This window comes from Nitrosomonas sp. Is24, assembly GCF_033063335.1.
GTDB lineage: Bacteria > Pseudomonadota > Gammaproteobacteria > Burkholderiales > Nitrosomonadaceae > Nitrosomonas.
Genome location: NZ_JAWJZG010000001.1, coordinates 606,201 through 618,633, shown reverse-complemented (window position 1 = coordinate 618,633; position 12,433 = coordinate 606,201). Strand labels below are relative to the sequence as shown.

Here is a 12,433-nt window from a genome sequence, read left to right as displayed (position 1 = left end):
ATATTCACTGAAATTAAACAGCGATAAACAACCCGAATGCCGCAGCGTAAAATAATACCCATGCCTGGAAACACAATTCCTTTGTATACAGCGCACTACACAGCACCATCCTGGCTGCCCGGTGGCAACCTGCAAACACTCTACCCTTACTTCAATAAACCGGCACAACGGTTTACCTACCGGCGCGAGCGCTGGGAACTGGATGACGGGGACTTTATCGATGTCGACTGGAGCGATGGTTCGGACGAATCTCCTCTGGTCGTATTTTTTCATGGTCTGGAAGGCGGTTCATCAAGCCACTATATTCTCAGTATGATCAACAGCCTGAAACGCCATCATTGGCGTAGCGCCGTCATTCACTTCCGCGGTTGTTCCGGTGAGCCTAACCGCTTATCGCGCGCCTACCATGCCGGTGATTCCAGTGAAATCGACTGGATGCTGCGGCGGATCACGACTCAGGCGCAAACAACTGACACAGTGCAACCGGTGTATGTGATGGGCGTTTCGCTGGGCGGAAATGCGCTGTTAAAATGGCTAGGAGAGCAAGGAGAGCGCGCCAAAGAGCTAGTAGCTGGGGTTGCAACAGTATCCGTGCCGCTCGATCTGGCGGCGGCTGGCGCGGCTCTGGACAAGGGCTTTAATCAAGTCTACACGCGCCATTTCCTAGATACACTCAAAGACAAAGCCTCTGATAAATTAAAACAATTTCCAGGTTTGTTCGATGCCCATGCGCTGAAAAAATGCGCGTCGATTTATGATTTCGACAATATCGTCACAGCACCCTTACACGGTTTCCGCGATACCGATGATTACTGGCGGCAATCCAGCAGCAAGCAATGGCTGCCACATGTACAGGTACCCACACTGGTGATCAATGCGCGTAACGACCCATTTATGCCGGCATCGGTACTGCCCGCGCAGACTGAAGTATCGCCCATGGTTACACTGGAATTTCCGGAAGAAGGCGGACACGCCGGATTCATGCAAGGCCCGTTCCCGGGAAAACTAAGCTGGCTACCGCAAAAGATTCTCAGTTTCTTCCATCACCAGTGCCAGCACGTCGACTCAGAAAAAGCGCGCGACAAAAGCGTTCTGCACATTTCCGGCTAACGGTATCTTGACGCGGTGGCCGCTGCCGGGCGCAATCTGCACTGGCCGTCCCGCACCATCCAGCATGTGCGACAACTCGACAACCTGGTTGCCTTCGGGATGAATAATTTCAAGCCGGTCGCCGACTTGGAAGCGGTTTTTCACCAATATTTCCGCCATCCCGTTGGTTTCATCAAAACCGGTGATATCGCCGACGTACTGGCTGCGGTTGGATTCCGAATGTCCGCGCAGGTAGTTTTGCGTTTCCTGCGTGCTATGACGTTGATAAAAACCGCTGGTATAGCCACGATTCGCCAAGCCTTCCAGCTCGCCTAACAGGGCCAGATCAAACGGTTTATCGGCCACGGCATCATCGATTGCCTTGCGGTAAACCTGCGCCGTGCGCGCCACATAGTATAGCGATTTGGTGCGTCCTTCGATTTTCAGTGAATCGACACCGATCTTGACCAGCCGCTCGACGTGCTCGACCGCGCGCAAATCCTTGGAATTCATGATGTACGTGCCGTGCTCGTCTTCCATGATCGGCATCAGCTGGCCAGGACGCTCTTTTTCTTCGATCAAATACACCTGATCGGCGGCCGGATGCCGTGGAATCGAACCGCACCCGCCCGACAGGGCCGATTGTTCGGATTGCTGCATCGCCTGACCGAAATCAAAATCGATCTTGCCGATTTCCTGAATGTCTCCGCTCGGATTCTCTTCGGCAGATTTCACTTTATAATCCCAGCGGCACGAATTGGTGCAGGTACCCTGATTCGGATCGCGGTGGTTGAAATAGCCCGACAGTAAGCAGCGCCCGGAATACGCAATGCACAACGCGCCATGCACGAAAACTTCCAGTTCCATGTCGGGGCAATAATCGCGGATCTGCGCCACTTCATCGAGCGACAATTCGCGCGACAGAATCACCCGCGTCAGACCGATTTTCTGCCAGAATTTAACACCCATGTAATTCACGGTATTAGCCTGCACCGATAAATGAATCGGCACATCCGGCCATTTTTCGCGCACCATCATGATCAATCCCGGGTCGGCCATGATCAGCGCGTCCGGCTTCATATCAATGACCGGCGCCATATCGTCCAGATACGTTTTCACTTTGGCGTTATGCGGCATGATATTGCTGGCCACGAGGAATTTTTTCCCCAGCGCATGCGCTTCCGCTATCCCGGTTTGCAGTTGTTCCAACGCGAATTCATTGTTACGCGCACGCATCGAATAACGCGGCTGCCCGGCGTACACCGCATCGGCGCCAAACGCATAAGCAATGCGCATTTTGTCCAAAGAACCGGCTGGAAGTAAAAGTTCAGGTGATTTCAACATAAGGTAGAATAACGCTCGATTGTATAAATGACAGAGTTTCCGCGAACTCGAATTGTACCACCATGCCCGCTCACCCTGCTTTCATTCACTTACGGCTGCACAGCGAATACTCCATTCTGGATAGCACCATCCGGATTCCAGATGTCGTTGCCAAAGCGGTAGCGGATCAAATGCCGGCACTGGCGCTAACCGATCTCGCCAATGTGTTCGGGCTGGTGAAATTTTACCAAAGTGCCCATAAAAACGGCATCAAACCGATACTCGGCTGCGACGTCTGGATCACCAACGAATCCGACCGCAACAAGCCGATCCGGTTGTTATTGCTGTGCCAGTCGCGCGACGGTTACTTGCTATTATCGCGCTTGCTATCACGCGCTTACCGGGAGAATCAATATCACGGCCGGGCCGAAATCCGAGAGTCGTGGCTACATCCCGATGCATGGGGCACACAAGGACTCATCGCGCTGTCAGGCGCCCGCTTTGGCGACATCGGCCTGGCCATTTTGCAGAATAATCCGCAACAAGCGGAAATTCAGACTCGCAAATGGGCCGGTTTGTTTCCCGAGCGTTTTTATCTTGAAATTCAACGCGACGGCCACCCGAATGAAGCCATGCTGGTGCAGCAATCGCTGGCGCTAGCGCGCCAATTGAACTTACCCGTCGTGGCCACGCAGGCAGTACAGTTTCTCAATGCCGAAGAATTCCGCGCACACGAAGCCCGGGTGTGTATCGCCGAAGGTTACACCCTGGATGACAAGCGCCGCCCGAAAAATTTCACCGGACAGCAATATTTCAAAACCCAGGCCGAGATCACGCAACTGTTCGCCGATATCCCCAGCGCACTGGCGAATACTATCGAGATTGCCAAGCGCTGTAATCTGGTGCTGGAACTCGGCATCAACCGCCTGCCGCTGTTCCCTACGCCCAACAACGAAAGTCTCGATGAGTATTTACGCGACCAAGCTGAAATCGGTCTGGAAAAACGCATGGCTGAACTGTTTCCGGATGCCCAAGTACGTGCCGACAAGCTGCCGGAATATCAGGCGCGCCTCGAGTTCGAGGTAAAAACCATCATTCAGATGGGATTTCCCGGTTATTTCTTGATCGTGGCCGACTTTATCAACTGGGCCAAACACAACGACGTGCCGGTCGGTCCCGGGCGCGGCTCCGGCGCCGGTTCGCTGGTGGCGTATTCATTGGGCATCACCGATCTTGACCCGCTGCGCTACGATTTGCTGTTTGAACGTTTCCTCAATCCCGAGCGCATTTCGATGCCGGACTTCGATATCGACTTTTGCCAGGATCGGCGCGAATTGGTGATCGAATACGTCAAGCAGCGCTATGGCACCGGCAAAGTCTCGCAAATCGCCACCTTTGGCACGATGGCGGCGAAGGCGGTGATCCGCGATATCGGCCGGGTGATGGATTTGCCGTACAACTTTGTCGATCAACTCGCCAAATTGATACCGTTCGAGATCGGCATGACGCTCAAAAAAGCGCGCCAGCTCGAACCGCAACTCAATCAGCGCGCTGCCGAAGAAGAAGATGTGCGCAATCTGCTGGAGCTGGCGGAAAGCCTCGAAGGGATCACCCGCAACATCGGCATGCATGCAGGCGGTGTATTGATCGCGTCGAGCGAGATCACCGATTTCTGTCCGATTTACTGCACCGAGTCAGCTGACTCGGTGGTCAGCCAGCTGGACAAGGACGATGTCGAAAAAATCGGCTTGGTGAAATTCGACTTTCTCGGACTGCGCACGCTGACCATTCTGGATCGTGCCGTCGGCTACATCCGTCAGTCGCATCAGAACAGCGGATCGACCCCGGCTCAACCCTTTTCACTGGAAACGCTGCCGCTCGATGACGAAGCGACGTATGCATTAATGCGCAAGGGTAACGCGGTCGGCATTTTCCAGTTTGAATCGCGCGGCATGATCGACCTGTTGCAAAAAGCCAGACCGGATCGCTTTGAGGATATCATCGCGCTGGTCGCGTTGTACCGCCCCGGCCCGATGGATCTGATTCCGGAATTTATCGACCGCAAGCATGGCCGGAAAACGATCGAGTATCTCGATCCCCGTCTGGAGCCGATCCTCGGGCCGACATACGGCATCATGATTTATCAGGAACAGGTCATGCAGATCGCGCAGGTGATCGGCGGCTACAGCCTGGGCAGCGCGGATTTGCTGCGCCGCGCCATGGGTAAGAAAAAAGTCGAGGAAATGGCGCAGCAGCGCGACATTTTCGTTTCCGGCGCAGTCAACAACAACTTGAGCGAAGAAAAAGCCACCGAACTGTTCGGCTTGATGGAGAAATTCGCCGGTTACGGTTTCAACAAGTCGCACGCCGCCGCTTACGCGCTGATCGCTTTCCAAACCGCTTACCTGAAAGCGCATTACCCGGCCGAATTCATGGCGGCGTGTTTATCCGCCGACATGGATGACACCGATAAAGTGCAAATTTTCGTCGAGGACAGCATCGCCAACGGTTTGACGATTCTCCCGCCCGACATCAACTTATCTGACTACCGTTTTGTTCCCGTGGACGGCAAAACCATCCGCTTTGGTCTCGGCGCGGTCAAAGGCACTGGAGAATCTGCGGTCAACTCGATCGTCGCGGTACGCGGACAAACCGGCCCGTTCAGCGATTTATTCGATTTCTGTAACCGCGTCGACCGGCGCATCGCCAACCGCCGCGTGATGGAATCGCTGATCCGCGTTGGCGCGTTTGATACCATCGACACCAACCGCGCCAGCCTGATCGCTTCCGTCGGTGTGGCGATCGAATCCGCCGAACAGATGAGCCGCGCTGCCAGTCAGACCAATTTATTCGGTGAAACCGGCGACCACTCGCATCTGCAAACGCAACTGATTCCAACCGAAGCTTGGTCCGAGCGGGAAAAGCTGCACCAGGAAAAAATCGCCCTGGGCTACTACTTCAGCGGTCATCCGTTCGATACCTACGCAGCGGAATTGAAACGCTTCATCCGCACCCGGCTCGACCGGCTGAATCCAAGCCGCGAACCGCAACTGATCGCCGGTATCATCCACTCGGTGCGCGTGCAAATGACGCGCCGCGGCCGGATGTGCGTCATCAATCTGGACGATGGCAAAGCACGCGTCGAACTGGTTGTTTTCAGCGAATTGTTCGACGCCAATCGCGCTTGGTTAAAAGAAGATCAACTACTGATCGCCGAAGCCAAAATCAGCAACCGCAACTACAACGGCGAAGAAGGCGACGAACTCCGCATCACCGCCGAACAACTCTACGACCTCGCCGGCATCCGCTCACGCTTCGCCAGACAACTCAGAATTCGCTGCGATGCTAACACCATCGGACAAATCTCCAGCCTCAAAGCCTTACTGACACCTTTCATCTCTCAGGTGCAAAAAAACTATGCGAATTACTGCCCGGTTACAGTCGTCTATAGCAATGATTTGGCGAGCGGGGAACTGGAATTGGGGAATGATTGGCGGGTGTATTTGCACAGCGATTTACTGGAATCGCTGAAGGCGCATTTCAGGGATAGTAATGTTGAGATCATATATTGAACACATCAATCGCAGATTTCCTGGTGATGGACTTTGCAAGAAATATCGCGAAGAACTGGCTCGGGTCTGTGATGTATTTATTAAATCAGGCTTCGCAGATTCTAAGTTTTTGAGCGAACTTACTTCTGGTAGTAATACAAAATTCTGGTCATGTATATCTGAAGCACTCATTTTTGAGCAAATTAAACATAAGGAACTTATAGTTTGCCCGCCCCCAGGAATCGGCCCAGATTTCTTACTACATTCAGAAAACCGCAATATATGGATTGAAGTAATATGCCCAGAACCAACAAAAGTCCCAAAAAGTTGGCTTAATATCCAACCAAATCTTGCAAGCAAACTTCCTCACAATGAAATTCTTCAACACTGGACAAGTGCTATTAAAGAAAAGAAAGAGAAATTACTTGGAGCCGCTGATAGAAAAAAAGAAGGATGGTTAAGTAAAGGAATAGTTTCAAACTCGGATGTCTATGTAATTGCCGTAAACGGATGTCAAATGAGACATGGCCCTTTTCTTAGTCTTCATGGCATTAGCGGGTTTCCATATGCAATTGAAGCTGTTTTTGCAATTGGTCCTCGCCAATTAACAATCGACAAGGAAAAACTTTTGATCATTAGTAGCGGGCACCAGGAACGTTTCACAATCGAAAACCTAAACGGCGCATCAGTACCCACCGACTCTTTTCTCGATCAATCTAATACGATGATCAGTGCAATCTGGGCGGTTGACTTTAATGCAAGCAAAATCAGTGGCAATCAAGAATCATCTGCACTAATTCACAATCCTTATGCCAAAAACCCGTTACCCAGAAGTTTCTTACCTTGTGACGAAGAATATGTTGCAACTCTTTATGATGACAGTGAGCAAAGCCAAGTCGAGCTGATAAAGTTCACAAAAAATTCGCCGCCTCTCACTGCTTGACCGAATTGTTAATTTGACAATTTAGTTGCTTTCTCACTTCTCCAACAACGGACTCATCGGATACTCCAGCGCTTCTTTCATCGCCACCAGCGACAGCACCGCTTCGCGGCCGTCGATGATGCGGTGATCATACGATAGCGCTAAATAATTCATCGGGCGGATGACGATTTGGCCGTTTTCGACGACTGCACGTTCCTTAGTGGCGTGGATGCCGAGAATGGCGCTTTGTGGCGGATTGATGATCGGGGTCGACAGCATCGAGCCGAAAACGCCGCCGTTGGTGATCGAGAAGGTCCCGCCGCTGAGTTCTTCAATGGTGAGTTTACCGTCTTGCGCGCGTTTGGCAAAGTCGGCGATTTGCAGTTCGATTTCCGCCAGCGACAATCTGTCCGCGTCACGGATAACCGGCACGACAAGCCCGCGCGGGCTGCCGACTGCGATGCCGATGTCGTAGTAATCGTGGTAGACAATTTCATTGCCTTCCACCGAGGCATTGACGATCGGGTATTTCTTTAATGCGGCAATCACCGCTTTGACGAAGAACGACATGAAGCCGAGTTTGACGCCGTGCTCCTTTTCAAACTCGGTTTTATAGCGCGTGCGCAGATCGATGATCGCCTGCATATTGACTTCGTTGAACGTGGTCAGAATCGCTGCGGTCGATTGTGACTCTACCAAACGTTCCGCAATGCGCTGGCGCAAGCGCGACATAGCCACCCGGCGTTCGGTGCGCGTTCCTGTTGCTGGTTTACCCGTTGCGGTGGATTCAATTCCAACTTTTGCAGCCACACCGGATTTACTAGCCATATATGCTTGCACATCCTCTTTGGTAATGCGCCCGCCGAGGCCGGTGCCCTTGATCGCCGACGTTTCCGTCGCTTTCAGATTATTTTCTTCCGCCAGTTTGCGTGCTGCCGGCATCAGCATCGGAATTGCGGTATCGACTGCTTCAACGCTTGATTTTTCTGCGTTCAGCGCAGCAGGGGCTTGCGCCTGCTGACTTGCAGCGGGAGCCGGTTTGACTTCATTCTCCGGTTGAACGGCCGCTTCGGTTTCAATCATCGCGATCACTTCGCCGCTGACGACGGTTGCGCCATCCCCTTTCAGCACTTTAGCCAATACACCGGCACTGGGTGCGGGCAGTTCCATCACGACTTTATCGGTTTCGATGTCGATCAGATTTTCCGACCGGTTGACGTAGTCTCCCGCTTTCTTGTGCCAGGAGATTAACGTAGCTTCCGCTACGGATTCGGATAATGCGGGAACTTTGACTTCAACTAGCATGGCGCCCTCGTGCTAAATTTTTTCTCGGAATGCTGCGACGATTAACTCATTCTGTGTAAATTTGTGTCTTGCCGTATAACCGACTGCCGGGGAAGCCGAAGATGCGCGCAGCGCATAGCCCAGCACCTGATCCGGTTTCATATGGCGCAATAAATAGTGTTGAATGCGATGCCATGCGCCTTGATTACCCGGTTCTTCCTGACACCACACCACTTCCTTGGCGTTGCCGAAGCGATCAATCTCAGCTTGAAATTCCTCGTGCGGGAACGGGTAAAGCTGTTCCAAGCGGATAATGGCCATATTTGAGATTTGCTGCTCTTTGCGGTACGCCATCAGCTCGTAATAAATCTTCCCGCTGCACGCGATAATGCGTTTTACTTGATTGGAATCCAGATTTTCAGTTTCGGAAATAACCGGATAAAAATGTCCATGCGCCAGTTCGTCCAGACTGGACACCGATTCCTTATGGCGCAGCATGCTTTTCGGACTCATGATGATCAGCGGTTTGCGGATCGGGCGGATCATCTGCCGCCGCAGCACATGAAACATTTGCGCCGGGGTCGAAGGCACGCACACTTGAATATTGTAGTCCGCGCATAATTGCAAATACCGCTCCAGCCGCGCGGAAGAATGTTCCGGCCCTTGCCCTTCGTAACCGTGCGGCAGCATCATTACCAAGCCGCACAAGCGGCCCCATTTGGCTTCGCCCGAAGCAATGAACTGATCGATCACCACCTGCGCGCCATTGGCAAAATCGCCAAACTGCGCTTCCCAGATCACCAATTCGGTCGGTTGCGTGGTGGCGTAACCGTATTCAAAACCCAGCACTGCTTCTTCCGACAGCATCGAGTCGATGACGACAAAATCCGGTTGTTCGGGGTACAAATGGCGCAACGGCACATAAATCCGTTCGTTCTGATCGGCGGCTACCTGGTCATGCAATACCGCGTGGCGGTGAAAAAATGTGCCGCGGCCCGAATCCTGTCCCGACAGTCTGACCGGATACCCTTCCTTCAACAAGGATGCGTAAGCCAGATTCTCCGCCATGCCCCAATCCAGCGGCAAATCGCCATTTCCCATCGAGCGCCGGTCGGCAATGATTTTTTCCACCCGTGAATGCAGTTTGAAGCCTTCGGGAATATCCGTCAGCCGCAATGCAAGCTGTTTCAGCGTTTGCAGTGCAACACCGGTTTTAACCTTCTTGTTCCATTTGCAGGGTTGGACAAAAGGCTCCCAATTGATGGCATATGGCGACTTATAGTCATAGCACACCGTCTTGTTTGGGTTAACGCCTTCATCCATCGCTTCGCGGTATGCTTGCACCAGCTGATCCGCGTCTTCCGGTTTGATCACGCCTTCTCCAATCAGCTTATCGGCATAGCGTTTGCGTGTGCCGGGATGCTGATTGATGATTTGATACATGCGCGGTTGCGTCACCATCGGTTCATCTTGTTCATTGTGACCAAGGCGGCGGAAGCACACCATATCGATCACGACATCCTTATGAAAACGCATGCGGAAATCCAGCGCCAGTTCGGCTACCATCACCACCGCTTCGGGATCGTCACCATTGACGTGAAAAATTGGCGCTTCGATCATTTTGGCGACATCGGTGCAGTACAAGGTCGAACGGCTGTCGCGCGGATCGGATGTAGTAAAACCGATCTGGTTATTGATGATGATATGCACCGTGCCGCCGGTGCCATAACCACGGGTTTGCGACAAATTCAGCGTTTCCATCACCACGCCTTGCCCGGCAAAAGCCGCGTCGCCATGGATCAGCACCGGCAGCACTCGATCACCCAATTTGTCGTTCAGCAGATGCTGGCGTGCGCGCACCGAACCCTCGACCACCGGATTGACAATCTCAAGGTGTGACGGATTGAACGCCAGCGCCAAGCGCACGATGCCATCCGCGGTCTTGATCGCGGATGAAAATCCTTGATGATATTTCACGTCGCCGGATGGTAACGCTTCCGGCTGCTTTCCTTCAAACTCGCGAAACAGATCGGCGGGCATTTTTCCCAGCGTATTGACCAACACATTGAGCCGGGCGCGATGCGCCATGCCCATGATGATCTGCTGCACACCGGTTTTACCCGCTCTATGAATCAGATTATCCAGCAGCGGGATCAGGCTTTCATTGCCTTCGCCGGAGAAGCGTTTTTGCCCGACATAGCGAGTGTGCAGATACTTCTCCAATCCTTCCGCAGCATTGAGCCGTTCAAGAATATGGCGCTTATAATCCGCAGAATAATCCGGATTCGATCGCTGACCTTCCAGCCGCGCCTGAATCCAGCGTTTCTGCTCCACCGAAGAGATATACATGTATTCGGCGCCGACCGAACCGCAATAGGTTTCCCGCAGAATCTGCAATATCTCGCGCAACTGGGCATGTTCCGGGCCGACCAATGAACCGGTGTTGAATACCTTATCCATATCCGCTTCGGTAAAACCGTAATGCGCCGGATTCAGTTCGGGCACATCCGCTTGCTGTTTCAGTCCGAGCGGATCCAGCTTAGCCTGATTCAAACCCAGATAGCGGTGCATGTTGATCAGTTGCAGCACGGCAACTTGCTTGCGATCGTCCGTATCCGCGGCCACCGCTTCGGGCAATACGGTTTGTGTTTCTCTGCCGGAAGATTTCGCGGTGGGAGCGGCAGCCGTCGAACCACTCACTGGCGGTTGCGTTTGCCGGGTTGCGGCAGCTTCCGGTTGTTTCGCGAGCTGGTCAAAGTATTCACGCCAGGCGAGCGCGACCGAATTGGGATTATGCAGATACTCGTCATAAACCGCCTCGACAAACGCGGCATTCGCGCCGGACAAGAGCGTATCATCCAACAACGGCTTGTTCATAAGGTCAGCAGCCTCGAATAAATGAACGGCTATTTTTTAATGTACGAACTGGGCACATCGCGCATCGTCGTGCCGGTATAGAGCTGACGCGGACGCCCGATTTTATAATCCGGATCGGACACCATTTCGCTCCATTGCGCCACCCAGCCGACGGTACGCGCCATCGCGAAAATCGCGGTAAACATGCTGGTCGGGATGCCCAATGCCCGCTGCACAATACCGGAATAAAAATCGACGTTCGGATAGAGCTTACGCGAAATGAAATAATCGTCTTCCAAGGCGATTTTTTCCAGTTGCAGTGCCAGTTTGAACAAGCGGTCGTTTTGCAACCCCAGCTCATTCAACACTTCGTGGCAGGTTTCGCGCATCAGTTTCGCGCGCGGGTCCATGTTCTTGTAAACCCGGTGGCCGAAACCCATGAGTCGGTAATTATCGTCTTTGTTTTTAGCGCGCCGGATGAATTCATCAATGCGCGACACATCGCCGATTTCCTCCAGCATATGCAGGCAGGCTTCGTTCGCGCCGCCATGCGCAGGGCCCCACAAGCAGGAAATACCCGCGGAAATACAGGCAAACGGATTAGCCCCGCTGGAACCCGCCAGACGCACGGTCGAGGTGGACGCATTTTGCTCATGATCGGCGTGCAAAATCAGAATCCGATCCAAGGCACGCACAATGACGGGATTGGCTTCGTATTTTTCCGTCGGCACGGAAAACATCATGTGCAGGAAATTTTCCGCATAACTCAAGTTGTTTTGCGGATAAACATACGGCTGCCCAATATTGTATTTGTACGCCATTGCGGTAATCGTCGGCAATTTGGCGATTAAGCGGAATGCCGATTGTTCGCGGTGCGACGGATCGGAAATATTCAATGCGTCATGGTAAAACGCCGACAACGCACCGACCACGCCGACCATCACCGCCATCGGATGGGCGTCACGGCGGAATCCGCTATAAAACCGCACCAGCTGTTCGTGCAACATCGAATGGCTTTTGATCGCACCATCAAAGGTTTTTTTCTGCTCAGGCGCCGGTAATTCGCCATGCAGCAACAAATAGCAAACATCGATGAAATCGCAATGCAGCGCCAGCTGTTCGATCGGATAGCCGCGATACAGCAATATGCCCTTGTCGCCGTCGATGAAAGTAATCGTCGAGCTATTGCTCGCGGTTGACAAAAAACCGGGATCATAAGTAAACAAGCCACTCTGTGCGTGCAGCTTACGGATATCGATCACATCCGGGCCCATAGTTCCGGATAAAACCGGCAGCTCGATTGGCGCGCTGCCGTTATTCAGATTCAGAGTCGCTGTGCCTTTTTGTGCCATATGACTTCTCCACTTGTGTTGCGTATGATTTGATGAGTATGCACTGTTATCAGGTT

Annotated in this window: 7 protein-coding genes; 3 read left to right on the top strand and 4 right to left on the bottom strand. The window is 52.8% G+C overall.

The features are described from left to right. Window positions 1–60 precede the first annotated feature (60 nt). A complete protein-coding gene (locus R2103_RS02740) occupies window positions 61–1,110 on the top strand; it encodes a hydrolase (RefSeq protein WP_317530010.1) in 1,050 nt (349 codons plus the stop codon). Here R2103_RS02740 and yegQ read toward each other — a convergent pair. After that, entirely contained in the window at window positions 1,066–2,433 is a 1,368-nt protein-coding gene (gene yegQ / locus R2103_RS02735; protein ID WP_411172583.1) for a tRNA 5-hydroxyuridine modification protein YegQ, read from the bottom strand. The two genes, R2103_RS02740 and yegQ, sit on opposite strands and share 45 nt — an antisense overlap. Window positions 2,434–2,495: 62 nt before the next feature. On the opposite strand from yegQ, the gene dnaE reads away from it, so the two are divergent. Together dnaE and R2103_RS02725 are read left to right on the top strand one after the other, a co-directional pair. Continuing rightward, entirely contained in the window at window positions 2,496–5,984 is a 3,489-nt protein-coding gene (gene dnaE / locus R2103_RS02730) for a DNA polymerase III subunit alpha (protein ID WP_317530009.1), read from the top strand. Then, the gene (locus tag R2103_RS02725) at window positions 5,965–6,906 is read left to right on the top strand and encodes a hypothetical protein (RefSeq protein ID WP_317530008.1); all 942 of its coding nucleotides are present in this window, start codon (window positions 5,965–5,967) and stop codon (window positions 6,904–6,906) included. The genes dnaE and R2103_RS02725 overlap by 20 nt, the downstream gene beginning before the upstream one ends. A 33-nt stretch (window positions 6,907–6,939) precedes the next feature. On the opposite strand, the gene odhB is transcribed toward R2103_RS02725, so the two are convergent. The 3 genes from odhB to gltA are packed head-to-tail and all read right to left on the bottom strand — an operon-like array spanning window position 6,940 to window position 12,377. Next, window positions 6,940–8,190, bottom strand: coding sequence for a 2-oxoglutarate dehydrogenase complex dihydrolipoyllysine-residue succinyltransferase (gene odhB / locus R2103_RS02720; RefSeq protein ID WP_317530007.1), 1,251 nt, complete (start codon window positions 8,188–8,190; stop codon window positions 6,940–6,942). Window positions 8,191–8,202: 12 nt separating this feature from the next. Next, entirely contained in the window at window positions 8,203–11,046 is a 2,844-nt protein-coding gene (locus tag R2103_RS02715; RefSeq protein WP_317530006.1) for a 2-oxoglutarate dehydrogenase E1 component, read from the bottom strand. A gap of 29 nt (window positions 11,047–11,075) precedes the next feature. Then, window positions 11,076–12,377 (bottom strand): citrate synthase, encoded by a 1,302-nt coding sequence (gene gltA / locus R2103_RS02710; RefSeq protein ID WP_108697253.1) that lies wholly within the window; start codon window positions 12,375–12,377, stop codon window positions 11,076–11,078. Between the last annotated feature and the right edge of the window lie 56 nt (window positions 12,378–12,433).

Bases quoted from the DNA above. Each gene is read 5' to 3' on its own strand.
- gltA (WP_108697253.1), bottom strand. From the start codon at position 12,377: ATGGCACAAAAAGGCACAGCGACTCTGAATCTGAATAACGGCAGCGCG.
- odhB (WP_317530007.1), bottom strand. From the start codon at position 8,190: ATGCTAGTTGAAGTCAAAGTTCCCGCATTATCCGAATCCGTAGCGGAA.
- yegQ (WP_411172583.1), bottom strand. From the start codon at position 2,433: ATGTTGAAATCACCTGAACTTTTACTTCCAGCCGGTTCTTTGGACAAA.
- R2103_RS02740 (WP_317530010.1), top strand. From the start codon at position 61: ATGCCTGGAAACACAATTCCTTTGTATACAGCGCACTACACAGCACCA.
- R2103_RS02715 (WP_317530006.1), bottom strand. From the start codon at position 11,046: ATGAACAAGCCGTTGTTGGATGATACGCTCTTGTCCGGCGCGAATGCC.
- R2103_RS02725 (WP_317530008.1), top strand. From the start codon at position 5,965: ATGTTGAGATCATATATTGAACACATCAATCGCAGATTTCCTGGTGAT.
- dnaE (WP_317530009.1), top strand. From the start codon at position 2,496: ATGCCCGCTCACCCTGCTTTCATTCACTTACGGCTGCACAGCGAATAC.